Annotated in this window: 25 protein-coding genes; 1 reads left to right on the top strand and 24 read right to left on the bottom strand. The window is 46.7% G+C overall.

Going from position 1 to position 26,475, the window contains the following annotated elements; translation table 11 throughout:
* Positions 1-10: 10 nt before the first annotated feature.
* The 22 genes from ACN6MW_RS28715 to ACN6MW_RS28610 all read right to left on the bottom strand — a co-directional run bounded on the left by ACN6MW_RS28715 (position 11) and on the right by ACN6MW_RS28610 (position 23,912).
* Positions 11-877 (bottom strand): 2-oxoacid:ferredoxin oxidoreductase subunit beta, encoded by an 867-nt coding sequence (locus ACN6MW_RS28715; RefSeq protein ID WP_364140308.1) that lies wholly within the window; start codon positions 875-877, stop codon positions 11-13.
* Positions 855-2,612, bottom strand: coding sequence for a 2-oxoacid:acceptor oxidoreductase subunit alpha (locus ACN6MW_RS28710; protein ID WP_419873165.1), 1,758 nt, complete (start codon positions 2,610-2,612; stop codon positions 855-857). The genes ACN6MW_RS28715 and ACN6MW_RS28710 overlap by 23 nt, the downstream gene beginning before the upstream one ends.
* A gap of 183 nt (positions 2,613-2,795) precedes the next feature.
* The gene (locus ACN6MW_RS28705) at positions 2,796-3,737 is read right to left on the bottom strand and encodes a dipeptidase (RefSeq protein WP_419873164.1); all 942 of its coding nucleotides are present in this window, start codon (positions 3,735-3,737) and stop codon (positions 2,796-2,798) included.
* A 113-nt stretch (positions 3,738-3,850) separates the two neighbouring features.
* Complete coding sequence (locus ACN6MW_RS28700; protein ID WP_006036664.1) at positions 3,851-4,111, bottom strand: stage V sporulation protein S; 261 nt, start codon at positions 4,109-4,111, stop codon at positions 3,851-3,853.
* 137 nt (positions 4,112-4,248) lie between these two features.
* Positions 4,249-5,043 (bottom strand): TIGR00282 family metallophosphoesterase, encoded by a 795-nt coding sequence (locus ACN6MW_RS28695; protein WP_419873163.1) that lies wholly within the window; start codon positions 5,041-5,043, stop codon positions 4,249-4,251.
* Positions 5,044-5,133: 90 nt separating this feature from the next.
* Positions 5,134-6,678: a ribonuclease Y gene (gene rny, locus ACN6MW_RS28690; protein WP_364140319.1), complete on the bottom strand. Its 1,545-nt coding sequence runs from the start codon at positions 6,676-6,678 to the stop codon at positions 5,134-5,136.
* A 181-nt stretch (positions 6,679-6,859) separates the two neighbouring features.
* Positions 6,860-7,564, bottom strand: a complete 705-nt coding sequence (locus ACN6MW_RS28685; RefSeq protein WP_419873162.1) for a regulatory protein RecX — start codon at positions 7,562-7,564, stop codon at positions 6,860-6,862.
* 79 nt (positions 7,565-7,643) lie between these two features.
* Positions 7,644-8,693 (bottom strand): recombinase RecA, encoded by a 1,050-nt coding sequence (gene recA, locus ACN6MW_RS28680; protein ID WP_364140323.1) that lies wholly within the window; start codon positions 8,691-8,693, stop codon positions 7,644-7,646.
* Between the two features lie 309 nt (positions 8,694-9,002).
* Complete coding sequence (locus ACN6MW_RS28675) at positions 9,003-10,253, bottom strand: competence/damage-inducible protein A (RefSeq protein ID WP_419873161.1); 1,251 nt, start codon at positions 10,251-10,253, stop codon at positions 9,003-9,005.
* A 90-nt stretch (positions 10,254-10,343) separates the two neighbouring features.
* Positions 10,344-10,919: a CDP-diacylglycerol--glycerol-3-phosphate 3-phosphatidyltransferase gene (pgsA, locus tag ACN6MW_RS28670; RefSeq protein WP_169083019.1), complete on the bottom strand. Its 576-nt coding sequence runs from the start codon at positions 10,917-10,919 to the stop codon at positions 10,344-10,346.
* 295 nt (positions 10,920-11,214) lie between these two features.
* On the bottom strand, positions 11,215-11,709 hold the full coding sequence (locus tag ACN6MW_RS28665) for a YajQ family cyclic di-GMP-binding protein (RefSeq protein WP_308994498.1): 495 nt from the start codon (positions 11,707-11,709) through the stop codon (positions 11,215-11,217).
* Positions 11,710-11,737: 28 nt separating this feature from the next.
* The gene (locus tag ACN6MW_RS28660) at positions 11,738-12,655 is read right to left on the bottom strand and encodes a RodZ domain-containing protein (RefSeq protein WP_419873160.1); all 918 of its coding nucleotides are present in this window, start codon (positions 12,653-12,655) and stop codon (positions 11,738-11,740) included.
* An 18-nt stretch (positions 12,656-12,673) separates the two neighbouring features.
* Positions 12,674-13,441: a DUF3388 domain-containing protein gene (locus ACN6MW_RS28655; RefSeq protein WP_419873159.1), complete on the bottom strand. Its 768-nt coding sequence runs from the start codon at positions 13,439-13,441 to the stop codon at positions 12,674-12,676.
* Positions 13,442-13,628: 187 nt separating this feature from the next.
* Complete coding sequence (locus ACN6MW_RS28650; RefSeq protein ID WP_364140331.1) at positions 13,629-13,880, bottom strand: DUF3243 domain-containing protein; 252 nt, start codon at positions 13,878-13,880, stop codon at positions 13,629-13,631.
* 106 nt (positions 13,881-13,986) lie between these two features.
* A complete protein-coding gene (ymfI, locus tag ACN6MW_RS28645) occupies positions 13,987-14,733 on the bottom strand; it encodes an elongation factor P 5-aminopentanone reductase (RefSeq protein ID WP_419873158.1) in 747 nt (248 codons plus the stop codon).
* A complete protein-coding gene (gene yfmH, locus ACN6MW_RS28640) occupies positions 14,730-16,016 on the bottom strand; it encodes an EF-P 5-aminopentanol modification-associated protein YfmH (RefSeq protein ID WP_419873157.1) in 1,287 nt (428 codons plus the stop codon). The genes ymfI and yfmH overlap by 4 nt, the downstream gene beginning before the upstream one ends.
* A 2-nt stretch (positions 16,017-16,018) precedes the next feature.
* A complete protein-coding gene (gene yfmF / locus ACN6MW_RS28635; protein WP_419873156.1) occupies positions 16,019-17,311 on the bottom strand; it encodes an EF-P 5-aminopentanol modification-associated protein YfmF in 1,293 nt (430 codons plus the stop codon).
* 128 nt (positions 17,312-17,439) lie between these two features.
* Complete coding sequence (gene sleB, locus ACN6MW_RS28630) at positions 17,440-18,225, bottom strand: spore cortex-lytic enzyme (protein WP_419873155.1); 786 nt, start codon at positions 18,223-18,225, stop codon at positions 17,440-17,442.
* 118 nt (positions 18,226-18,343) lie between these two features.
* Positions 18,344-21,022 carry a DNA translocase FtsK 4TM domain-containing protein gene (locus ACN6MW_RS28625; protein WP_419873154.1) on the bottom strand — a complete coding sequence of 893 codons (2,679 nt, stop codon included), beginning with the start codon at positions 21,020-21,022 and terminating at the stop codon, positions 18,344-18,346.
* Between the two features lie 80 nt (positions 21,023-21,102).
* Positions 21,103-21,315, bottom strand: coding sequence for a YlzJ-like family protein (locus ACN6MW_RS28620; protein ID WP_419873153.1), 213 nt, complete (start codon positions 21,313-21,315; stop codon positions 21,103-21,105).
* Positions 21,312-22,040: a ClpP family protease gene (locus tag ACN6MW_RS28615; RefSeq protein WP_419876474.1), complete on the bottom strand. Its 729-nt coding sequence runs from the start codon at positions 22,038-22,040 to the stop codon at positions 21,312-21,314. Before ACN6MW_RS28615 ends, ACN6MW_RS28620 begins: the two co-directional genes overlap by 4 nt.
* A gap of 192 nt (positions 22,041-22,232) precedes the next feature.
* Positions 22,233-23,912 carry a ribonuclease J gene (locus ACN6MW_RS28610; RefSeq protein WP_308994507.1) on the bottom strand — a complete coding sequence of 560 codons (1,680 nt, stop codon included), beginning with the start codon at positions 23,910-23,912 and terminating at the stop codon, positions 22,233-22,235.
* Positions 23,913-24,038: 126 nt separating this feature from the next.
* Between ACN6MW_RS28610 and ACN6MW_RS28605 the strand changes: the two genes are divergently transcribed.
* Complete coding sequence (locus ACN6MW_RS28605; RefSeq protein ID WP_419873152.1) at positions 24,039-24,299, top strand: hypothetical protein; 261 nt, start codon at positions 24,039-24,041, stop codon at positions 24,297-24,299.
* A gap of 7 nt (positions 24,300-24,306) precedes the next feature.
* Here ACN6MW_RS28605 and dapA read toward each other — a convergent pair whose 3' ends face one another.
* Positions 24,307-25,182, bottom strand: a complete 876-nt coding sequence (gene dapA, locus ACN6MW_RS28600) for a 4-hydroxy-tetrahydrodipicolinate synthase (protein WP_419876473.1) — start codon at positions 25,180-25,182, stop codon at positions 24,307-24,309.
* Between the two features lie 26 nt (positions 25,183-25,208).
* The gene (gene dapG, locus ACN6MW_RS28595; protein ID WP_419873151.1) at positions 25,209-26,423 is read right to left on the bottom strand and encodes an aspartate kinase; all 1,215 of its coding nucleotides are present in this window, start codon (positions 26,421-26,423) and stop codon (positions 25,209-25,211) included.
* Positions 26,424-26,475: the final 52 nt, after the last annotated feature.

Genomic DNA, 26,475 nt, shown 5'->3' with positions numbered 1-26,475 from the left:
ATCATACCACTTATTTAAATTCGGCAACAAGCTTCTCGAATTCCTCTGGGGATATCTTGATATTCTGCTTGGACAAGCCTTCCGGCTTGAAGCCTGTAATGAGATCCTCGTATGATTTGCGTGTTTTGTTCTGATAGATAAGACCAGTCAGCATCCCGTTTGTTTCCATGATTTTGTTCATGGCCAGCACGCGATTCGAAGGATCGTAATCAGGGAATTGCTCCAAATTCACGATATTTTCTTTAAACCAATCGTAAGTGTTGATTTTGTTAAAGGTAACGCATGGGCTGAATACGTTGATCAACGAGAAGCCTTCATGGTTAATCCCTTCTTCGATCAGTCTTGTCAATTGCTTCAAATCACTGGAAAATGACTGGGCTACGAATGTCGCGCCTGCAGACAACGCGATTTCAAGCGGAGATAGCGTCGTTTCGATCGAGCCTTCCGGCGTCGATTTAGTTTTAAAGCCCTCTGCGCTGCGCGGTGAGGTTTGACCTTTTGTTAATCCATAAATTTGGTTATCCATGACGATATACGTTACGTTTAGGTTACGGCGAATCGCGTGAACGGTATGACCCATCCCGATTGCGAAGCCGTCTCCGTCGCCGCCTGAAGCGATGACCGTAAGCTCGCGGTTAGCAAGCTTAACGCCCTGCGCGATTGGCAGCACGCGCCCGTGAATGCCGTGGAAGCCGTACGCGTTTATATAACCGGAAATCCTTCCTGAACAACCGATGCCGGAAATAACCGCCAAGTTCTCGGGTTCAAGACCGACATTCGCTGCAGCGCGCTGGATGGCTGCTTGAATGGAGAAATCTCCGCAGCCCGGGCACCAGTTAGGCTTTACATTATTTCTAAACTCTTTGAACGTTGCCATCTAGACTCAACTCCTTACAAGCTTTGTGAATGTCTGAAGGCAAGAACGGATTGCCGTCGTATTTCAGCAAGCTCTCGATTTTTTCTGCGAATCCGGCATTCATTTTTATTTGAGCTGCAAGCTGTCCGGTAGCATTGTTTTCGATGACAATTACTTTTTTCGCCTTTTGCAAGTAAGGAAGCAAAGGTTTGGTTGGAAACGGGTGTATTTGACGAATCGTTATATGGTTTGTTGGGATACTATCTTCTATCATCATGCTTCTCGCCTCGTCAATCGTGCCGCCCGTTGACCCCATGCCAATAATAAGCAGGTCAGGCGTTTCATGAGGAGCATCTACGCGGATCGCATCGCGAATGTACATATCATTCAGCTTGTTCAAACGTTTATCCATCATGTTTTGACGGTTCAAAGCATTCTCGGAAGGACGTCCCGTTTCATCATGCTCAACGCCTGTTACGTGATGGAGACCGCCCTTCTCGCCCGGCAATACACGCGGGGATACGCCGTCATCCGTCAGCTCATAGCGTTTAAATAGATCATGGCCTTCTAGCGCAGGTACATTTTCGACCAGCTTGCCGCGTTTGATTTCAATTTTCCCGTAATCGAGCGGTTCGCAGGATTGTTTGCCTAGAGACAGCTGAAGATCCGTCATCAGAATAACCGGAACTTGGTATTCCTCGGCCAGGTTAAAAGATTCAAGCGTGTCGTAGAAGCAATCTTCGATAGAGGCCGGCGCAATAACGATCTTCGGAATTTCGCCGTGCGTACCGTAAACCATTGCGTTCAGGTCAGATTGCTCTTGCTTTGTAGGAAGACCCGTTGACGGACCGCCACGCTGCGTATTCACAATGACAAGCGGTGTTTCTGTCATGCCCGCTAATCCGATTGCTTCCATCATCAGGGATAAACCGGGGCCTGCTGAAGCTGTCATCGTACGGACTCCAGCATAGTTGGCTCCGATCGCCATCGTTACTGCCGCGATCTCATCCTCTGTTTGCACTACCGTACCGCCGAATTTAGGCAGCTTTTTTATCAGATATTCCATAATCTCGGAAGCAGGCGTTATCGGGTAAGCTGCCATCAAACGGCAGCCTGCCGCTATAGAGCCTAAGCCAATGGCTTCGTTTCCGATCATGAACAGTTTCTGTTTTCCGTCAGCCTCGTCAAGCTTAAACTCGTCAAGCGGTCCGCCGGCTTGTTCAAGAACGAACTCGGCGCCGCGTTTAACCGCTTCGATATTTTTTTCCACGATCGCCGCGCCTTTACGTCCAAACTCTTCTTCGACCGCTTTATTGAACACTTCGATCGGCAGTCCAAGCAATGCCCATGATGCTCCGGAAGCAACCATGTTTTTCATTAGGGATGTGCCGAGCTCCTCAGCCATAGCGGTAATCGGAACGGCAAATAATCTTGCATCTATGCCTTCAGGTATGGTCGGATTGAACTTCGCATCTGCGACAATTACGCCGCCGAGGCGCAGCTCCTTCGCGTTCAAATCGATGCTTTCCTGGTCAAATGCTACTAGAATATCCAAATCATCGGAAATGGCACGAATCGGCTTCGTGCTTATACGAATTTTATTGTTGGTATGCCCGCCTTTGATTCTCGAAGAAAAATGTCGATATCCATATAAATAATAGCCCAAGCGATTAAGCGCCGTGGAAAAGATTCGGTCCGTACTCTCAACGCCCTCTCCTTGCTGGCCCCCGATCTTCCAAGACAATTGACTAATCAAAATGCCCAACTCCTCTTTTTCTAGAACGTACGAATATTCAATATCAATAAGTAATTATATCGTAAAAGTCATAACAGTCACAACAATTTTAAAGCGAGGCATTGCAAAAATCAAGATGTAAACGCTTAACTCAAACATAGTTTGATTCGATCAATTCCATACCGTAACGAGATTGAACGCTTTTTAAGAAAAAGGAAGGTTTTTTCGTAGAAAACGAAGCGCATTGCCCGACATAAATTGTTCGGTTTGCTGCTCGGTATACCTTTTCAGAAGCGCTTCTTGAAGGGCGGCCAGTTCACCAGGATGCGTTAAGTTCTTCACGTGCCGGTCAATGCCGTCAAAATCGGAACCGAGCATGATATGGTCTTCGCCTCCCAGCTCACAGATATGCTCAATATGGCGCAGCAAATCATCGATGGGCACCTCGTCCGCATGCGATACAAACCAAGGCACGAACGTTATGCCGATCAAGCCCTGCTTTGCAATGAGCTTCTCAATCTGCGCATCACTTAGGTTACGAGGATGATCGCAGATTGCTCTTGCGTTAGAATGCGAAGCAAGGATAGGTTTTTGCGATAGCTCGGCGACATCCCAGAACGCGCGTTCCGATAAATGAGATACATCTAATAGTATATCCAATTTATTGCATTCTTCTACTAATAATCTGCCTGCCGACGTTAAACCGCCGCCTCGCGGCTCCATGGCGCCGTCCGCTGCCCAGTTGGCGTGATTCCAAGTCAATCCTACAGCGCGGATTCCTAATTGATGCAATATGCGAAGCAGAGGCATTTGTCCTTGAAGACCATCTACGCCTTCAAGTGACAGCAGCGCTCCAATTTTTCCGTTTGATATACAAAATTCCAAATCTTGAGCCGTTCGCACCCACTTCATGTCCTCGCAAGCTAGTACCAATTGATGAAATCGATCTACGCTTTCCAGAATAGGCTCTAAACGCCCGTTCATCGATTGAGGAATATAGATCGCAAAAGTTTGCAGAACCGTCCCTGCCGCCTTCAAACGCTCGTATGTAACATCTAAACTGCCAGGCTTGCTGGATTGAAAAGTGAGATCCTCGTCAATCAGCAGCTTGCAGAGTACATCGCAATGAAAATCAACTACTTTCATAGACGCACCTCTCCATTCGTATGACCCGCAGCAAAAAAACCTGTCTACGACGTAAACAGGCGAATCATTTTAATTTATCCAATTGGCCTATTCATTTCCGCCTCTTGGACTTGCTACCGAGGTTCAACAATCAATTTGATTGCTGTTCGGTCCTCCCCGTCAATAACAATGTCGGTAAAAGCCGGAATACAAATTAAATCCACCCCGCTGGGAGCGACAAATCCTCTAGCGATCGCAACTGCTTTGATCGCTTGGTTTAACGCGCCAGCTCCAATGGCTTGCAGTTCCGCACCACCACGTTCACGAAGAACGCCAGCTAGCGCACCTGCAACGGAATTTGGATTGGATTTTGCTGAAACTTTTAATACATCCATAAAAAGAACCTCCCCTTGGACTGTTGGATGGATTCCACTTTTAAATAGTATTCGAGGGAGATCAAAAAATTCCTGCTTTTATTCCGTCAATTCACAAACAGTTCTGAATTGTCGGAACTTTTAAAAGATTCATTGCATTACATCAAAAGCCATTCGTCTTCCGTAAGACGTATTTTTTCGATTTTCCGCGCTTGGCCTGTTGCATCGTCAATTTGAACGGAAATGGCATGCAAATGCCACTTTCCTTCGTCCACTACGAATCGGACAGGCAGCTGCGTAATGAATTTATGTAAAACCGCATTTCGCTCCATGCCGAGCACGCCTTCCTTCGGACCAACCATACCCACATCCGTGATGTAAGCTGTCCCGCCCGGCAAAATCGTTTCGTCATTCGTTTGAACATGCGTATGCGTTCCAAGCACGATCGATGCTCTGCCATCCAGATGCCAGCCCATGGCTATTTTCTCCGAGGTTGCCTCTGCATGAAAATCGACTAGGATATTGTTGGTTTGCTCTTTTGCTTCTTCGATTAGCTCGTCCGCCTTTCGGAACGGACAATCAATTGGCGGCAGGAATGTACGTCCCTGCAAATTGATGATAGCCAGCTGCTTTCCGGCCGCTTTGATAAAAGCCATGCCTTGCCCAGGCGCGCCTGCTGCATAATTCGCCGGCCTTACCAGACGCGGCTCGTCGTCAATCCATTCAAATATATCTTTATTATCCCACGTATGGTTTCCCATGGTGATGCCATGAATACCCCATTCGAAAAATTCCTTGGCAATTGTTGCTGTTATTCCGCGGCCGGCAGCCGCATTCTCGCCGTTCGCAATAATAATATGCGGATTATACTTACTTTTCAGAGCTGGGAGCACGCGTTTTAAAGCGCTTCTCCCTACATTGCCTACAATATCCCCGATAAACAATACGTTCATTTGAATACACTTCCTTTTTTTGTACGCCTGCAAACAGAAAAGTGGCTAACAAGCAGCCACTTTTCCGAAAAGCCGATATTTTTTTGTCGTTTATTTCGCATATTCAACCGCGCGTGTTTCTCGTATAACCGTAACCTTAATATGTCCCGGATAATCAAGTTCGCTTTCGATTTTCTTCGTAATATCACGTGCAAGGCGGAACGCTTCCGTATCGTCGATTTTTTCTGGCTGCACCATGACGCGCACTTCGCGGCCAGCTTGGATCGCGTACGATTTTTCCACGCCTTCAAACGATTCAGAGATATCTTCAAGCTTCTCCAGTCGTTTGATGTACGTTTCAAGCGTTTCACGGCGGGCTCCAGGACGCGCAGCGGACAATGCGTCAGCCGCTCCTACGAGCATCGCGATGACAGAAGTAGCTTCCGTATCCCCGTGATGGGAAGCAATACTGTTTATAACGACAGGATGCTCCTTGTATTTCTTAGCAAGCTCAACACCGATTTCCACATGCGAGCCTTCCACTTCATGATCCAATGCTTTACCGATATCATGCAGCAAACCTGCACGCTTTGCCAAAGTAACGTCCTGGCCAAGCTCTGCTGCCATCAATCCAGTCAAGTAAGCTACTTCCATGGAGTGCTTCAGCACGTTCTGACCGTAACTTGTCCGATACTTCAATCGTCCTAAAATCTTGATTAAATCCGGATGCAAGCTGTGAACGCCAACCTCGAAAGTCGCTTGCTCACCGTATTCACGGATGCGCTCGTCCACTTCTTTACGAGATTTTTCAACCATTTCTTCAATACGGGCAGGATGGATACGACCGTCAGCCACAAGCTTTTCTAAAGAAGTGCGGGCAATTTCGCGTCTTATCGGGTCGAAACCAGATAAAATGACCGCTTCCGGTGTATCGTCGATGATTAGATCGATACCAGTCAATGTTTCCAAAGCACGGATATTACGGCCTTCACGCCCAATAATGCGGCCTTTCATTTCTTCATTAGGCAATGTTACGACGGATACCGTCGTCTCAGCCACATGATCTGCCGCACAGCGCTGAATAGCTAGTGAAATAATATCACGGGCTTTCTTATCGGCCTCTTCTTTCGCTTGCTGCTCGATCTCTTTAATCATTTGTGCTGTTTCATGTCGTACTTCCTGTTCAACATTGGATAAAATGATCGATTTGGCATCTTCCGTTGTCAGACTCGAAATACGTTCCAATTCACTCAGCTGCTGCTTGTAAATGGAATCGATCTGCTCTTGCGTTTCTTCGATCCGTTTTTCTTTGTTGGCTACAGTTTCTTCTTTGCGTTCTAGCGCTTCTAACTTTTTATCCAGCGACTCCTCTTTTTGGAGTAAACGTCTTTCCTGACGTTGAGCCTCGTTGCGACGTTCACGAATGTCTCTCTCGGCTTCGGAACGAAGTTTGTGGACTTCATCTTTTGCTTCTAGCACGGTTTCTTTTTTCTGAGCTTCCGCTTCTTTTTTCGCATTTTCTACGATTACAATGGCAGCTTGCTCAGCGCTTGAAATTTTGGCCTCGGCAATCGACTTTCGAATAAAATAACCAATCCCAAAGAAAATTGCGCCAACAAAGAGACAGATCAAGATCCAAATGACCTCATTAGGCATCTTGTTCACCTCCTTGTTGCATACACCAAGGCACTGCTTGGGATGATATTAGGTTTTCAACCGGCTTCAAACCGTTTCAACAATTACTAATTTGACGAAAATAATCGTATTGAATCAACTTTTGGAAGGAAAATTGATTCAATATTGAAGGAATACAACCTCATTTTATCTTTTCGTAAAATCAATTGTCAAGCAAAAGCCCATCATCTTCCTCGAATGCATCATCTTCACCAATCAGATCTATCGACTTTATGGCTTCCTTTACGATATCACCCGGAAAGCCGCTACGCATTAAATACCCCATAAGCTTGCGTTTTTTCTCAAACGTATCCCCTTTTAAGGAGCGCCATTTCTTCTCCGCGGCCTTCTTCGCCGACGCTAATTCAACTTTATGGTCCAATGCACTGATTGCCTCTGCAGCGGCTTCTTTCGACACGCCTCGCTGCGCCAGCTCTTGCTGGATAAAGCGTCGCCCCTTCAGGCTGTTCTTCAGTCTTCCCGCTGCAAATTGACGCGCATATTGTTCATCATCCACAATATGTTCCTTTTCTAAACGGTCAAGAGCATATTGAATATTGTCTGATTCAAACAGCTTGCGGTTTAAATATTGCTCGATTTGTTTTCTCGTTCTCGGTCTAGCTCCTAAATAGGCGATTGCCAGCACGTAGGCGCGGTAACGTTCGTCTTCCATTCGTATTTCTTCGATTTGAACCTCCGTTAATAGTTGCCCCTTCGTCAAACGAAACCGAATTAATATATCTTCATGTACGGATAATAACGGTTCCTCTGACTCGGCAAAGAGATGATATAATTTTCTTTCCTTTTTATCTAGACGAATCGATAAGATCATCCATTCTTCTTCATTTTCCGGGTCGCTATAGCTCACACCGTACATCCTCTCTAAACACAGCTTCGCCGCCCCTAACAGGGCGGCGAAACATGGATACGTATGCTATAAAGTAAATTTATTCCAGATCTTCGAACTCTTCGTCGTCTTCATCAGGTTTGAAATTTGCCTGAGTCGCAGCTGCCGACAAGTTACTCGCATCGCGAATTTGCTTCTCGATAACCTCTGCAACATCCTTGTGATCCTTCAAGTACTGCTTCGCATTCTCTCGGCCTTGGCCTAGACGCTCGCCATTGTATGAGAACCATGCTCCGCTCTTCTGAACGATATCCATCTCTACGCCGATATCCACAAGAGTACCTTCTCTGGAAATACCCTCGCCGTACATGATGTCCACCTCAGCTTGCTTAAACGGAGGTGCTACCTTGTTTTTCACGACTTTAATACGAGTACGGTTACCAATCATGTCATTACCTTGCTTCAGCGTCTCGATACGACGCACGTCAAGACGTACGCTCGAGTAGAACTTCAAAGCGCGTCCGCCTGGCGTTGTCTCAGGGTTACCAAACATAACGCCAACTTTCTCACGCAATTGGTTGATGAAAATAGCAATCGTCTTCGATTTGCTGATTGCACCCGAAAGCTTTCGCAAAGCCTGCGACATCAAACGAGCTTGAAGACCAACGTGTGAATCACCCATGTCGCCTTCGATCTCCGCTTTTGGTACAAGTGCAGCAACAGAGTCAATAACGACAATGTCAACCGCGCCGCTGCGTACAAGCGCTTCAGCAATTTCCAATGCTTGCTCGCCAGTATCCGGCTGAGAAAGCAACAGCTCATCAATGTTTACGCCAAGCTTACTGGCATAAAGCGGATCCAGTGCATGCTCCGCATCGATAAAGGCAGCTTGTCCGCCAATTCGTTGAACCTCTGCAATCGCATGAAGCGCAACAGTCGTTTTACCGGATGATTCCGGTCCATATATTTCAATAACACGTCCACGCGGCAAGCCGCCTATTCCTAATGCAATATCTAGAGCAAGTGAACCGCTAGGCACGGTTTCTACCTGCATGTGTGTGGATTCTCCCAATTTCATGATGGAGCCTTTACCAAATTGCTTCTCAATTTGACGCAAAGCCATTTCTAGTGCAGCGCGACGATCCGACAAGAAACTCACATCCTTCTTTATTTATAATGTTATGATACCTTTTTTCTGACGGGTTGACAAGCATTTTTTCGAACATACATTCGCCTTTTCGCTTCGCCCCCTCAAATGGACATAAAAAAACCGCAGCAAAGTATTCTTCGCCACGGTTCTTCCGATAACTATTTTTAATTATAACGGGCTGGCCCGCAATTGACAAACATTATTTATCTCGTCGAAATTTCGCGGTGCCGATAGAAAGCATTGATAGCCGATTCGTTTCCGTGCCTTGGCTGGATTTTCGCTATCAGGCAAAAACAGCTCGACCCCTGTCTAATTCGACTGAAGCGCCTGCCATAATCGGTACAAAGCAGCTTTCACAGCGCGCAGCCTTATCATGCTTCTTCCGCCGCTTAGGTTCAAAGTAAAAACGTCGGTTGCTTTTCCCCGCTCCGAAATGCCAATGTAAACCAGCCCGACGGGTTTGCCCTCGGATTCAGCCGGTCCGGCGACGCCTGTCAAGGATACCCCGAAATCGGCATCCGAGAGCTCCCTTACCCTCTCCGCCATTAAAGCGGCAGTCGAGTCACTGATTGCACCTGGTGCGCCTTCGCCTTCGAGCTGCGTGAGCGGTATGCTTAATAAATGATGCTTCATTATATTGGTATAGGTGACAACCCCTCCTACATACTCTCCGCTGCTCCCAGGAACGTTTGTAATAAGCTCGGCCAATAAACCCCCGCTGCAGCTTTCAGCGCTCGCCAGCTTGCGTCTTGAGGCTCTCAGGAGGTGTACAACCTCAACCTCCAGCGGAATGTCCTCCTGCGCATACAAATATTCGCCTACCCGTTCTTTTATTTTATCGACGCTTTCATCTATTTTCAGATCGGCATCGATAGCCGAGCCAGCTTTAGTCGAGACTCTTATGGAAACTTCGCCTTCCTTCGCGTAAGGCGCGATAGTTGGATCGACCTGTCCGTCAATTAAATCAATCAGCTTGGCCTCGAGATTCGATTCTCCAATGCCTGCGAACTTTAAAATACGCGAATACAGCGGCTCTGCATCTCCCAGCTTGGAACGCAGCCACAACTCCCCTGCCGCATCCATCATGGGCTTCATCTCACGCGGCGGGCCGGGAAGCAGCAAATAAAGCGTCCCATCCACGGATAAGCCGTTTCCAACCGCTAAGCCCGTCGTATTCTCTAGCGGGTCGCCGCCCTCGATCATCAAGGCCTGACGGCGGTTGCTCTCCACCATATGGATGCCGCGAGAGCTGAACATCTGCTCGATCTGAACCATAGACGGCTCATGGATAACGAGTTTGCGATTTAAATATTCCGCTAAAACATCCTTCGTAAGATCGTCCTGGGTTGGTCCGAGCCCGCCCGTAAAAACAAGTAAATCCGCTCGGCTTCGCCCAATTTCAATCGCTTCCCGCAGCCTCCCCGCATTGTCGCCGACAACCGTTTGAAAATAAACGTCTACGCCTAGACCCGCAAGCTTCTGAGATAAAAACTGCGCATTCGTATTTACGATTTGGCCGAGCAGCAGCTCCGTACCGACCGCTATGATTTCTGCTTTCATTATTCGAGATCTCCTCTGCTTCGTTTGTTGATTGGCCCCCAGCCATATAAGTAAAAGCATCCCCCCATTGAACGGAAAGATGCTTTAACGTTATTCTACCGGAATTAGATGCTTGTTTTTCAAGAAATAATCAATGCCCGAGTATACCGTAATAGCGGCTGCTACCCAGCTTGCGATCACATCGAATGGAAAATCAATGAAATTAAACGGGAAATTGTTGATCAACAACGCAATGATCATTGTAATTTGAATCGCCGTCTTCCATTTGCCCCATGTGCTGGCAGCCATTACCGAGCCCTCCAGGAGAGCAATTTGACGAAGACCCGTTACAGCGAATTCTCGGCTGATGATAACAATCGCAATCAATGCATTCAGCTTGTCCATTTCAACGAGTGAAATAAGAACGGCTGCAACAAGCAGCTTATCTGCCAATGGGTCGAGAAGCTTGCCTAGGTTCGTTACGATTTTGTTTTTGCGGGCGATATAGCCGTCTAACCCGTCTGTACTTGCTGCCACAATAAAAATAAGTGCCGCTGCGATTTGATTGTATGTAATGGAGAAGTCAGAAATGCTAAACGACCCCAAATCCACTTTGATAAGCAGAAAAAACATAATAACCGGCACTAAAAATATTCTGGCTAAGGTAATGCGGTTCGCCAGATTCACGCAATTCCCTCCTTAGATCGGTCTAACTCAAAGGTGTGCGTTACGAGAACCCTTTGTTCGTGAATAATACCGGATTTTCTTTCCAGCTGCGTACCCTTTGCTAAGCAACCTTGAGTGACTGCATGTGTGCTTACTTTCATCTATGTATCCCCCAGATCCTACTGTAAAGCTATCTAAACAAGTATAATACATGCCCATACACGTGTCAAAAGCGGCTAAAGCCTCATATTGCCCCTTTGCGCTAATGAAACGAAAAGCCCCGTTTCTCGAGTTCCGATGAAACGAAGCTTCGCTATTACGAGCGGTAATTGGTAAATTGAAGTTCTACAGGCAGGTCTGCTTCTCTAAGCAGCTTCATAACGGCTTGCAAATCATCAAGGCTTTTGCCCGATACTCTAATCTGATCCCCTTGGATCAAGCTTTTCACCTTTAGCTTTGAATCCCGAATGAGTATATTGATCTTTTTGGAAACATCCTGCTCGATGCCTTGTCTAAGCTTGATCCGTTGACGTACCGTATTGCCGGAAGCGCCTTCGATTTTACCGTAATCCAGGTTTTTAATGGGAACGCCGCGTTTCACCATTTTGGACAATAGAATATCAAGCACATTCTTCAGCTTGTAGTCATCCTCGGATGCAACGACGAGCTCTTCCTTTTCGAGCGCGATGGAGCTTTTGCTGCCTTTGAAATCAAAGCGAGTTTCAATCTCGCGTTCCGCCTGCTTAATCGCGTTAGCCAATTCTGCCATATCCACTTTGGATACAATATCAAATGCATTTTCTGAAGCCATTAAAACCTCTCCTTTGGTACATTAATCATTATTCCGCTTGATCGCTTTCGTTATTTGGCGTAGGTGTAACCTGGTCCGTTGGCGTTGCTCCATCCGCTAACGGCTGAAGAAGCAGCTTCTTGGATCCCGCACGGTCCCCGTCAGGAACTAGAACGCCATCTACTGTGATTTCGGTTAGATCGGATCTACCTACATTGATATAGATCGGGCCAACGAGGTCGTAAGACTCTATCGTTCCGTCCTCCGCATTCGCAGAATACAGCTTTTCGCCTTGGTTGCTGTTCGAGCGAACCTCAAGCCAGCTTCTTCCGCCTACGATTTTAACTTCAATTTTATGCGTTTTTCCTGCAGGGCCGATATCGTATTGATCAGCCTTCCCTACTTTGCTGCCGAATGTAACGGTAGTTGGCGCTTCAGTCGGAGTAGGCGCAACCGGTTCGGTTGTTGGCGTAACTTCTCCCTCGGCCGTATCTGTGTCGTCAGTCTGAACCGGCGGTTCGGAAGCTTCCGTAATATCGGTGCTATTATCGACCTGCTCTGGGTTATCCGCATCTTTATTGATGACGTACACCCAAATGACGACAACGATTAAGATAAGAAAGGACCACATCATGACATTGAAGCCGATTTTGCCAAGTCTCTCGGACGATTGCGATTTAACCCGGCGCGGTGCTCTTACGACGATTGGTTCGGCAATTTGCTCAACCGGCGCTGCCGGCACCTCATGCTGATACAAACGAAGTACTTCGTCCGGATCAAGTCCAACAGCCTCTGAGTAATTTTTCACAAATGCGCGTACATAAAAAGGTCCAGGCAAAACCGTGTGGTCTCCGCTTTCAATCGCTTCCAGGTACCGTTTTCTAATTTTTGTTGTTTCTTGAATATCATCTAGCGTTAATCCGCGCTGGTCTCTCGCCTTGCGAAGCAATTCTCCTAAATCAGACATGAGACGGCCTCCTTCCGATTAGAAATCGTCTGTGTAGTTAGCTGTAAATGATTCGTACGATATTTCTTCATCCGGCGTATTGCGTAACTCAACGATAATGTCAAAATGGCTGTAATCGAAATTAGATTCCTTAATGAAAATATCCGGATGCTCAATGACTTTTGTTGAAGGCATCGCCATAATTTCTTGAAGCAGGCCATAATGCTTCTCGTTTGAGCGGATTGTGCTTACAATCCCGTCAATAATGAATATATTGTTGGGCTGCATTTCATCCTCTGACAGCTGGCTTCTAACCGTTTGCCGCAGCAGGGTGGATGATACAAACGTCCAGCGCTTATTCGAGCAGACGCTGCCGGCAATAATCGATTCCGTTTTGCCGACACGGGGCATCCCACGTAAACCTATAACCTGATTGCCGTCGCGTTTAAACACCTCGCCCAAGAAATCAACCAAAATACCGAGCTCGTCGCGCGTAAATCGGAACGTCTTGCGATCATCTGAATCACGCTCAATGTACCGGCCATGGCGAACCGCCAAAATATCAACAATTGTAGGCGTTCTCAGTTTGTTTACCGTTATATTATCAACCTTTTGCAGCATTTTGCCAAGCAGCTCGATCTTCTCGTCATCATTGGTCTGAAGAAGCATTCCTCTCGTTCTATCTTCCACACCGTTGATGGTCATGATATTAACTTCTAACATACCTAACAAAGAAGCGATATCTCCGAGTAAGCCTGGCCTGTTTTTATGTATTTTGTATTCCATATACCATTGTTTCGACTCCAAAGCTGTCACCGTCCTAAGCCTGTTCTTATAGAAGTATGTAAATGATGGATACTCCGTCATGAAACATAATTCTACAATTTTCGTCACAATCCTGCAAGCCAAAAAGAAACATTGCAGAAAAGCCTCCTGTAAGGAGGCTCTCCTGCTTCTGCTTCTGCTTGAGGAAAATGTCGAATTAATAAAACGACTACGATTGTTGGACGAGCTTGACCATGAGGCCAGCAAGAACTTTACGTTCTGCCTCGTCACCTGCATCCCATAGTTGTTTTAATACGCGCTCTTCCTCATTTTTCGGATCTACCTTCTCATCGAGAAAGGTACCGATTTCGTAAGCAAGGCTTGAAATCGTTTCTTCCGTCATCCCGATCTTCTTTGCTTGAGATACACGGTCTGCCAAGAAATGCTTCCATGTGGCAAAATTAGAAAGGACAGTTGACATGTTTCTTCGCCTCCTAAAGGTATAGAAAAGAATCATCAACAGTCATATCATGCGTAGATGCTTCCCTAATTATGCACATGGCTTGTCCGATAAAGCTTTTTTTTGATTAAGTGTGCCAACCGCCATTCGGACTGATGACTTGACCCGTAATATACGATGACTCAGGCAAAGCCAAAAAATAAACAAGCGACGCAATTTCTTCCGTCGAGCCAAATCGGCCCACAGGAATTTCCTGCTGCAAGGCAGCTTTTTCTTCCGCGTTAAAGCCGTCCATCATTTCGGTTTCCACAGCACCAGGCGCTACGGCGTTTACCGTAACCCCGGTTGGCGCCAGCTCCTTCGCCAGCGCCTTCGTAAAGGCATTCATGCCGCCCTTTGTAGTTGAATAAAGCACTTCGCAAGATGCGCCGGACATTCCCCATATAGACGAAACGTTAATGATACGGCCATAACGCTGTGCGATCATATTCGGCATGAACAGCTGCGAGCAAAGGAACATGCCTTTGAGGTTAACGGACATCACATCATCCCATTCTTCCTCCGAAACATCCATCAGCATGCCATAATGAGATATGCCGCCGTTATTCACAAGGATATCGGGCAGCATGTTATGGCTCTCCAGCTTCTCCCGCATCCGTTCGAGCTGCTCCTTGGAGCGCAAATCTGCTGAGATCGTCAATACATTCGCGCCTAATGCCATACAAGTTCTTGCCGTTTCGTTAGCAGTCTCGTGAGATTGCAAATAATGAATGACGATGTTAACTCCCTCAGCCGCAAATCGTCTGGCAATGGCTGCCCCGATCCCTCGGCCTCCCCCTGTAATTAACACCGTCATTTGCTGGAGCGTCTTCATTTTGACGGCTGTTCCACAATCGATACCGCAAGCTGTTCGAAATCAAAATGCTCGCGCAGCCGCGCATTGACATCGTCAAGCGTACATTTTTCGTAAAAATCGAGGACGTCGAACATATCGCTGTCGCGAAATCGGTATCTTGTAAATTCACCGGCAATCGCTTCTGGGGAATTGAGCATCCGCAAATATCCGCCGATTTTTTTTCGTTTGGATCTCTCAAAAGCAGCTGCTTCTATTCCGTTTGCCAAAGTACCTTCTACGGCCGTACGGATTTGCTTGATGAGCTCATCCGGATTCGGCGTATCGCCGCCGATTACGGAGAAAGCATAACCCGTACTCGAATTATACTCATGTCCGAAGGAGTCGGAAATCAAATCATTCTCGTAGAGCTGCTGATAAAGCTTTGAGCTGGGCCCAATTAGTGCTTCCAGCATCAGCTTGGTCGTAACCTCTTGGCGAAGAAGCGCTTCGCCCGTTAGACCCGTCTGTTTTTCTTTGAATCCGAGCATGCATTTAGGCAAGGAAACAGGCAGCTCCGTAACTTTACGGCTAATCTTCACGGCTTCCGGTTCTTTTTCAAAATACCGCTCAATCGTGCCTTGAGGTTCAAATGTTTTGGTGCTTTGATTGTCGCGAACAAGCTGGAACACTTCCTCAGCCTTCACCCCGCCAACGACGAACAGCAGCATATTCGATGGGTGATAAAAGGTTTCGTAGCAGCGATATAACGTTTCTTTATCGATTTGCCTGATGGATTCCACCGTACCGGCAATATCGATATGGACGGGATGCTCATGATACAGCGCATCGATGAGACCGAAATAAACTCTCCAGTCCGGATTGTCGCGATACATATTGATCTCTTGCTCAATAATGCCCTTTTCCTTTTCTACATTCGTATCCGTAAAATAAGGATTTTGAACAAAATTGATCAACGTTTCTAGATTCGCATTTATTTGCTCCGTTGCCGAAAACAAATATACCGTACGGTCAAAGCTCGTAAAAGCGTTGGCAGAGGCGCCCTGGGAAGCAAACACTGCAAAAATATCGCCGGTCGGCTCCTCGAACATTTTATGCTCCAAAAAATGAGCGATGCCGTCAGGCACCTTTACCGGCTGCTGATTGCCGACTGAAAAACGGTTGTCGACCGAGCCGTATTTTGTTGAAAATGTCGCGTAGGTTTTGTTGAAGCCTTCCTTTGGAAGCACGATAACCTCTAGTCCGTTATCAAGCACCTCGCGGTACAGCGTTTCCTGCACATTTGGATAACTAAGGGTTTCCATCGTTATGCCTCCTTCCGGTCACGCAAAAAGTAAATCGTATCGAGTTGCACGCGCTCGGCAACCTTCACAATATCCTCGGCGGTAACGGCTTGAACCTGCTCCAGCAGCTGTTCCGCGCTTCTTTGCTTGCCCGTAAGCACGCCGTTAAAATCGTATGCGATCATCTCGTAGGCTGAGTCTTGAAGCTCACGGAGGTGATTGGATATCATGGCTTTCGTCTGATTCATCTCAAGCTCGGAAAGCTGTCCCTGGCGCATGCTTTCGAGCTGTTCTTTAATAATAACAACCGCTCTGTCATAGTTAGCAAATTCAATTCCGGATTGGATGGTGCAAAGTCCTTTATGGCCATCAAGACGGGATGCTGCATAATAAGCCAAGCTTTCCTTCTCCCGCACGTTAAGAAATAATTTCGAATGAGGATAGCCCCCTAAAATACCGTTGTACATTAAGGCGGCCGGATATTCATCGTCGATATAGCCTACGCCGGTACGCAAGCCCAAATTGAGCTTGCCTTGGCTGACTTCCATTCGTTCCGTTACATTTTTCACTTCTTTGACCGTATGCTGAACGTTTGGCGCCGCATAAGCGGACGGTGAGCCGTTTTTCAGCTTAAAGGCTTTGGATACGAGTTCCGTCACTTCGGCTAACGTTGTATCGCCAACGACATACAAATCAAGTGCGGCTTGATCCAGCCATTGCTCGTATTGCTCATATAGCGATGCAGGCGAAATCGCATCAATCTCTGCAAGCTTCCCAAGAGGGTGCAGGCGGTAAGGCTCATCCGCGCACATCTCTTCCAAGCAGCGCTCCGCGGCGTATCGAATCTTATCATTCACGATGGCTTCTAAGCGTTTCTTAAGCGTTGTCTTCTCGGCATCGACATATTTTTGATGAAAGCCGTCATTCTCTAATAAGGGATCCGTAATGACATCCCCCAAAAACTGAAGCGATTCCGCAAGGAGCGGCGTGTTCGATGACACAAACTCATCGTTGATGACATCCATACGAAATTGGACGATTTGGGAATCGCCCCTTTTATATACATCAAACCCGAAGCCTGCTCCATATAAATCGTCAAGCTTTTCTCTGAAAGTAATGGTCTCAGGCAGATTGGCAGTACCTCTTCTCAGTACAAACGGAATAAGAGCAACCGGCGTAACCGTTGCTTCATCGAGCGTGAGTCCCGCAAATAAGGAAATGGCAAACGTTTTGAATCGTTTTGTAGGCATCACATGCAGACGGATGCGCTGCAGCTGCCCTCTTTCGAATATGGACACTCGGTTTGCTCCTTTCATCGGCCTTTATAGAGTAAATCTATTCCATTAGACAAATCACTATACCATTCTAACCTATAGGAAATGGAAGAAGCAACCACTCCTGCACTTGGCAGTAACGGCTGCTTCCTTTCGTGAAAATCTTATTGTTACATACAGAAAATATGCTTCCCGATCGTTTTAATCTGCGTTCTCGTCCATATCCATTTTGAGGTGGCTGTGTCGGGATTAAAGTAATAGATGCAGCCGCCGGTTGGATCCCAGCCATTGATAGCATCTTCGACCGCCTCTCTTGCTTTCGCATTCGGAGTAAGCCATATTTGACCGTCCGCCACTGCCGTAAAGGCACCAGGCTGAAAAATAACACCGTAGATCGTATTCGGAAAGCTTTGCGATTTCAAACGGTTAATGATGACAGCCGCAACCGCAACTTGCCCTTCGTAAGGCTCGCCCCGTGATTCTCCATATACGGCATTTGCCATCATTTGAAGATCATTTTCGGTTAAGCCTAACCGGTTAGACTTAGAAATCGTTGTTTTGTTTCCTGTAGAGCTTGCTGTTTCTTTGCCGCTTGCTCCCGCTTTAGAAGCTGGCGGAGCCGCAGCCGTTGGTTTCCATGCTTTTGTAGCTTCCCAAAGCTTCAGCTTTGTTTTTGCACCGACGACTCCGTCCGATTTAAGCCCGAACTTCCACTGAAACCAAGTAACTGCATTTTTAGTGCTCGTACCGAATTTCCCGTCTATTTCGCCTTTGAAATAGCCGAGATGCTTGAGTCGTCCTTGCAGTTCATTCACGTCCTGACCGGAAGAACCCACCGTTAAGGTAGCGTTGCTGAACGTTTCCGTTGCTTTTTCACGCTCACTGTGCAGGAATGAAAACGAACCGAACAACAACAGTACGATAATCGAAGTCACTAAAATCAAACGATTTCTCATGATAGGATCTGCCTTTCTCTTGCAAGTTAGTTCGCTTAAGGTAGCGTTACCTAACTTTAGTATGAGAAATTCATCCCGCTTCTATGCACAATATTCCGCTATCAGCAAACACCTTCATCTAAGAGCTAACTTTGCCAGCCTGGAATTGATCTATCGTAATCAGCACTTCCCTTGGTTTGCTTCCTTCATAAGGCCCTACGACCGAGCGTGCTTCCATCTGGTCAATTAATCTTGCCGCTCTTGTATAGCCGATCCGCATTCTTCGCTGCAGCAAGGAAACCGAGGCTTGCTTCGCTTCTATAATAATTTGAACGGCTTGATCATAAAGCTCGTCCAGCATTTCGTTTCCTTCGGCCGTTTCCTCTTCTACCTCCGGAACAAGATCTTCCTTGTATTCCGCTTCGGCTTGACCCCGAGCATAATTGACCAGCGTCTCAACTTCCTGATCCGACAAAAATGCGCCCTGAACCCGGATCGGCTTGGACATTCCGACAGGCAAGAACAGCATATCGCCCCGACCAAGCAGCTTCTCGGCCCCTACCATATCCAAGATCGTACGCGAATCCACTTGCGATGAAACCCCAAACGCAATCCGAGACGGAATGTTCGCCTTGATCACACCTGTGATGACATCGACGGATGGCCGCTGCGTGGCGATGATGAGATGAATGCCGGCGGCACGTGCCATTTGCGCAAGCCTCGCGATCGAATCTTCCACATCATTTGCGGCAACCATCATTAGATCGGCAAGCTCATCCACAATAACAACGATATAAGGTAACACGGCTGCTGGATTATCCGCCATTAACGTGTTATAGCCTTCTATGTTGCGCGTCGCGGATTTGGAAAACAGCTCGTAGCGGCTCTCCATTTCAACAACGATTTTCTTGAGCGCAAGCGAAGCTCTCTTCGGATTCGTCACGACGGGAGCCAACAAATGCGGAATCCCATTGTATACATTCAGTTCGACCATTTTTGGGTCGATCATTAGAAACTTCACTTCATCAGGCGCTGCCTTGTACAAAATACTCGTAATAATACCGTTAATACAAACCGATTTACCCGAGCCCGTCGCGCCTGCTACAAGCAAATGGGGCATTTTGGCCAAGTTGCCCACAATCGTTTGCCCCGAGATATCCCGTCCGAATGCGATGGACAGCTTGGAAGCGGCATTTTGGAACGTAGCTGTTTCCATAACCTCCCGCATCGTAACGACGGATACTTCCATATTCGGCACTTCGATTCCGATGGCTGACTTACCAGGAATCGGCGCCTCCATCCGTATGTCTTTGGCTGCTAACGCAAGTGCGATATCATCCGTTAAGCCAACGATCCGGCTAACCTTTACCCCTGTTGCCGGTTGAACCTCATATCGCGTTACTGCCGGGCCTCGCACGACATCAAGCACTTTGGCTCGCACGCCGAAGCTCTCCAGCGTAGCTTCCAGCTTTCTGCGGGAATCGTACATATCCGTCGCGTCAGCGCTTTTGCCCATAAGGTTCGGTTTCGTTAACAGCGAGAATGGAGGCAGCAAGTACGGCTTGACCGTGCTTTGCTCAATCTCGGTAACCAGACGCTTAGGAACCGTTTGCGCTTGATTCTCATCGGTAACAAGTGCTTCAGAAGCATCAAGTGCCTCGGTTGATCTTGCATCCGAGGAATCATCTTCCAATTCTCCTTCAGCATCCGGTTCATCCGCATTCACGGCATCCAGCAGCGGATCATTAGACTCTGGGATAGGATAAGAATCATTCCATGGCTCTTGTTGATTTAGTGAATCCGCATCATGATTGATAATTAATCCGTCACTTGATTTCTCCCAAGGCGCAGCGCTGCCCTGCAATAGTTCTTCTTGAACGACTTCTGTATGTAAATCGGCGCCAGATTTCTCCCAAGGCGGCTCTATATCATTTTGCCAAGCTGGTTTACTGCTGTTTGACGCCTCAGTTCCATTCGGCTCGAATACCCAATCGTCTTGTTCTTCGGTCTGGGTGTTCGCTTCTTCGTCATTGTTATTTTGCCGCCAAGAGAAAAATAAAGATTTTCTTTTCTTTGGAGGAGATATGACATAATCTTCATGGTCATCGTCAATCGTATCGTCATCATCCAAATCCAATGCATCGGTTCTGGTGCTAGCCGCTGCCGATGATGCACGTAAAGAGGCTCTCTTCGCCCACTTAGCCGCAAGCAGCTTAAACATCCGCGTTGCTCTGCCGCTTAGGACTCTTCCTAATTCAACATATGATTTGCCCGTCATCAGCATGATCGAAATGGCGAACATGACAAACATGATCAGCTTTGCTCCGTAATAGCCGAATAATGAGAAAAACAAAGAGTATTGAATAGCGCCGACATAACCGCCGCTAATTTCTTTGTCTCGAATCGGCAAATCGTTTTCGACAGGTACGCTGATCAACGACATTTGCAAATCACTGCTTAGCTGCCTAAATATCATCGTTCCGGTAAGCCCAACAGTAGGGCTTAATTTTTGATCAATTTCGGATATTGAGCTCATAAGCGTAAAAGCAAGCACCAAAATAAATAAGCCTGTCCGCCTATTTGTCCATCCTTTAGGCCAAGCCCTTTTGATCATGACTGCCAATCCGATAACGATGCCAATTATTGCTAGGACGAAATAAAATTTGCCGAGCACAAGTCCAAATAACTTGGATAACGAGCGCCCGACAGCCGCTTCGCCGGATAATGCTATAATGGAGATCGTAATAAGCAAAATACCGTATACTTCGTATTTTAAGTTTGAGCCTAAAGTTTTTTTTCTTCTCTTTTTCTTCGCCAAATCGGTCACCTCTGGTAAAAGATTATACCATAGGTGGGCAAATGTTCCTATGAGACATTCGTACGAACATCCGTTTGGCGTTATTGGTAATGAATGATGTTTCCCGGCATGAACTTGGGATTCAAATAATCATCCAGCTGGCATTCTAATAAACGAACAATTTTCCCCATTCCAGGCGCCACTGGCATGACCTGCATTTTCACTCCGTTAGACCAAATCTCTTGCAGGTTTTCCATTTCGTCGTTAAAGCCCTCAAGCACCAGCTCAAGAGGCATATTCGTATATAGCGTCATTGTAAGGTCACCTCGACTTTGGCGCTTTTAGAAGCTTCAATACGTCGGTTTAATTCCTTAAGCGCTTCGCCTAATCCTCCCACCGCATCGATAAGTCCATGCTTGACTGCATCCGAGCCGATAACCGTCGTCCCGATATCGCGAGTCAGCTCACCGGTCTTAAACATTAGCTCTTTAAAAATATGTTCTGTGACGTTGGAATGCGATGTCACGAAACGGACGACTCGCTCCTGCATTTTATCTAAATATTCAAAGGTTTGCGGTACCCCGATTACTAACCCGTTTAAACGAATCGGATGGATCGTCATCGTCGCCGTTTCGGCGATAAATGACATGTCTCCGGCAACTGCAATTGGAACGCCGATCGAATGGCCACCGCCAAGTACGAGTGTTACGGTTGGCTTGGTTAAGGACGATATCATTTCGGCGATGGCAAGTCCCGCTTCCACATCTCCGCCAACGGTATTCAGCACGATAAATATGCCTTCAATTTTATGATTTTGTTCTGCTGCGACTAATTGCGGAATAAGATGCTCGTACTTAGTCGTTTTATTTTGCGGAGGCAAGACGAGATGACCCTCCACTTGCCCAATGATGGTCATACAAAATATATTCGACTCCGTCAGTGAAGGAGCCGATGTCTGGCCAAGCTGCTGAATCGTATCAACGACAGCATTCGCCCTTTTTTTCTCATCCGAATTTGGATCGGGTTGCTCCGATGTCATGTCATTCTGTGTCTGCCAGTTCATGTACAATCCCCCTTTTGTGATATTGCTCATCATAGTATGGGGTCTGGCGTCGAATTTATACCGAATAAAGTCATGAAACGACATCTATGCAAAAAAAGAGAATCGCTTGTGTCCGCCGCGGCAATTGCGGATTGGACAAGCGATTCTCTTCTTCAATTATTTGTCGAATTATACTTCCATAATGATTGGTAAAATCATAGGGCGACGGCGGGTTTGCTCATACAAAAAGCGACCAAGCGCGTCTTTCACGTTCGTTTTGAGCGATGCCCATTCATTTACTTTATCATTCATTAATCGTGTTAATGTCGATGTAACAATACGGTTTGCTTCATCCAGCAGACCCTCGGATTCACGAACATAGACGAAACCGCGAGAAATAATATCCGGACCGGACAAGATTGCTCCATCTTGCTTGCTTAAAGTTACCACAACGACCAAAATGCCATCCTGCGATAACAGCTTACGATCACGCAAAACGATGTTACCAACATCGCCAACGCCCAAACCATCGATAAGCACGTTACCCGCTTGTACTTTAGAGCCTTTGCGACCGTTTCCGTTTTGGAATTCGACTGTATCTCCGTTATCGATTACGAAAATGTTTTCGCGTTCGATTCCGATTGCTTCGCCCAATTTCGCATGCTGACGTAACATACGGTATTCACCGTGGATAGGAATGAAGTATTTAGGCTTAATCAGGTTAAGCATAAGCTTCAATTCCTCTTGACTGCCGTGACCAGAAACGTGCACGCCTGAAACCGATCCATTGCCGTAAATAACGTTTGCGCCCAATCGGAATAATTCATCGACCGTACGTCCAACATAACGTTCGTTGCCTGGAATAGGTGTTGCAGCAATGATAACGGTATCACCAGGCAGGATATCTACCTTGCGATGCGTTGAACGTGCCATACGAGTAAGTGCCGACATCGGCTCGCCTTGACTGCCTGTACACAAAATGACAACACGGTCAGCAGCTAATTTGTTAACTTCTTCCGGTTCAATAATCATGCCTTCCGGAATATTCAAATAACCAAGGTCTGAAGCAATTCCGACAACATTTACCATACTTCGTCCAACAACGGCTATTTTACGGCGTGTAGCAATTGCTGCATTAATAATTTGTTGGATCCGGTGAACATTGGACGCGAACGTCGCAACGACAACGCGCTGTGATGATTTACGGAAAATATCTTCTAGATTGTCGCCAACTTGAGCTTCCGAAGGCGTATATCCTGGACGTTCCGCATTCGTACTGTCTGAAAGCAATGCCAATACGCCGCGTTTGCCAATTTCAGCGATACGCTGCAAATCGGCGAATTGCTCATTAACCGGGGTATGGTCAAATTTAAAGTCACCTGTATGGACAACAGTACCTTCTGGGGTATCCAAGCTAACGCCAACGGAATCCGGAATACTGTGGTTTGTTCTAAAGAAAGAAGCACGGATCGTTCCTAATTGAATTTCGCTGTCTGCGTTTATGAGAATGCGTTTTGTTTCTCCAAGCAAACCTGCTTCCTTCAATTTACCTTCAATAAGTCCAAGTGTAAGTTTTGTCGCATATAACGGCACATTTAGGCTTTTCAGTACATACGGCAATCCGCCAATGTGGTCCTCGTGACCGTGAGTAATGATGATACCGCGAACTTTGTCGCGATTTTCAGTTAGATAAGAAATATCTGGGATTACGATATCAATGCCAAGCATGTCCTCTTCTGGAAACTTCAAGCCCGAATCGACAACGACGATATCGTTGTTATACTGGATGACGTACATATTTTTACCAATCTCGCCTACTCCGCCTAGTGCAAAAATGAGCAGTTTATCCTGGTTGTTCTTCTTAGACAAGTGTATCTTTCCTCCTTAAAATTTTGCGAAGCAGCTATTGCTTCGTAATTCTGTTAAATTTTGCGAAGCATAATGGCTTCTAAAGCATCTAATTATTTTTGCGAAGCTAGAATGGCCTCGTAAGTATTGTCTTCATATGGAAAAGCAAATTTGTTTTGTACTGATACAAAGGCATTATGCTCTTTTGAAGATACCTATGCATCTGTTACGCCAGATGCCGCTCTGACGTTTAGTTCATTTCCAAATATTTGCCGCACCCAATCACTTGAAATCATTATACATGAAGAAAAAGCTGGAATACAAGTGAAACACGATAAAGCTATTAACCAATATGCTTCCCAAAAAAATAAAACCGATGCTGGACGCACCGGTTGCAATAAACGATAACGTTTATTTATACCAATAAATTGCGTAGGAATGCGGCTTCTGCCTCGTTTACAGTAACAAGTGGCAGTCTTACTCCGCCCACAGAAATACCTTTCAAGCCTAAAGCAAATTTTACTGCAACGGGGTTGGGTACAGGATGAGGGCAATAAAACAAACCCTTGAAAACCGGATGTAAAAGACCGTTTATACGAGCAGCTTCCTGCACATTTCCACTCAGGTATGCATCGATTAGATCTTTCATCTGTGCGCCGACAATATGACTGGCCACACTGATAATGCCATAACCGCCAACTGCTAACGATGGCAATGTCGCGCTATCGTCACCGCTATAAAGCTTGAAGCCCGCAGGAGCGCCGCTAATAATTTGTGTAAGTTGATCTAAATTAGCGCAATCTTTAGTTGCTACAATATTGCCAATTTGTGCTAAGCGAAGCGTCGTCTCGGCGGATAGATTCACTCCCGTACGCCCTTCCACATTATACAAAATGATAGGTAGCGCCGTTGCTTCCGCAATCGCCTTAAAATGCTGGTACAGTCCTTCTTGGTTAGGACGGTTATAATAAGGTGCGACAAGCAAAATGCCGTCAACTCCAGCTGCTTCCGCATCTTTGGTCAAATGGATGGAATGGGCCGTATTGTTGCTTCCCGTACCGGCAATAATTTTGCACCGGCCATTTGCATGTTTGACGGCAAATCGGAACAATTCAAGTTTCTCTTCATCCGACAGCGTCGGCGATTCGCCTGTCGTGCCTGACACGACTAGACTATCGCTTTGCTGCTCTTCTATTAAATAATCAATTAAACGGCCAGTCGTTTCCCAATCAATATGACCGTCCGCATCGAATGGGGTAACCATTGCGGTAATTAATCTTCCAAATTCCATCATAATTCCTCCCAGAAAGTGTTGCTCTATCGATGAAGCTCGAACTTCGCGTGGAGAGAACGAAGCGCCTCAGCCATATCCGCTTCACGTACGAGCACCCAAATCGTTGTATTAGAATCAGCAGACTGCATGATCGATATGCCTTGTTCCGTCAGCGCTTCCACGATACGCGCCATTATGCCGATCTCACCGTTCATGCCTCCGCCAATTACGGAAACCTTGGCACAGCCATTAATTGCCGATGGCGTAAAACCTGCCTCCTGCAATACTTCAACTGCCCGTTTCGCATCATCGTCAAATACCGTATAAATAGCGCCGCTAGGCGTTACATTAATAAAATCGACACTTATATGATGTTTTGCCATCGATTGAAAAACCTGCAGCTGCACATCGTTGCGGCCTTCGATCGCTTTAACTGATATCTGAGTAATACCGGAAACATGTGCTATTCCCGTGACATGCCTATCCTTTACCGAGAGCTCTGCTTTCAGCTCCGGGGAATCGGTTACCAATGTGCCTGTTTCATTTGAAAAAGTAGAACGGACTCGCAAAGGTATGCGTGCCTGCTGAGCAATCTCAACGGCGCGAGGATGAATAACCTTTGCTCCCTGCCTAGCCATATTGCATATTTCCAAATAACTGACGACAGGCAGCGGCTTGGCTTCCTCGACAATGCGAGGGTCCGCCGTTAGTATACCATTTACGTCCGTATAAATATCGACCATTTCCGCGCGCAGCGCAGCACCGAGTGCTGTAGCTGATGTATCGCTTCCGCCGCGTCCGAGCGTAGTGGTATCGCCATTTACTGAGCTTCCCTGAAAGCCGGTTACAATGACGACCGTACCAGCGCGTAAGTGGGTAAGCACCTTGTCTGGGCGAATTTCTTTGATTCGGGCATGCCCGTATTGTTCGTCAGTAATCATGCCCGCCTGTCCGCCGGTTAAGACAACGGAAGAAATACCGTTCGCAATGAGTAAGCTGCATAAAGCGGCTGCGGAAATGATTTCTCCGCAGCCTAGCAGCATATCTCGCTCACGAGCCGGCAGACTGTCGCCGTTGTTCCGAATGACCTGAAGCAACGTATCTGTTGCGTAAGGATCGCCCTTACGCCCCATAGCAGATACCACAACGACAACAGCAAAGCCATTACTGCGTTCTCTGGCAATGTGATGGATAACATGTTCCCTGGCATGATCAGTAGATAGAGAGGTGCCCCCGAATTTCTGAATCAGGATGCGCATATTATTATCCTCCGTGATCGATCCCGGGAAGAAGCAATGGCTACCCTTTCCT

The organism is Pristimantibacillus sp. PTI5, assembly GCF_048572955.1.
Classification (GTDB): domain Bacteria; phylum Bacillota; class Bacilli; order Paenibacillales; family Paenibacillaceae; genus Pristimantibacillus.
This window is presented reverse-complemented; position numbering and strand designations above follow the sequence as displayed.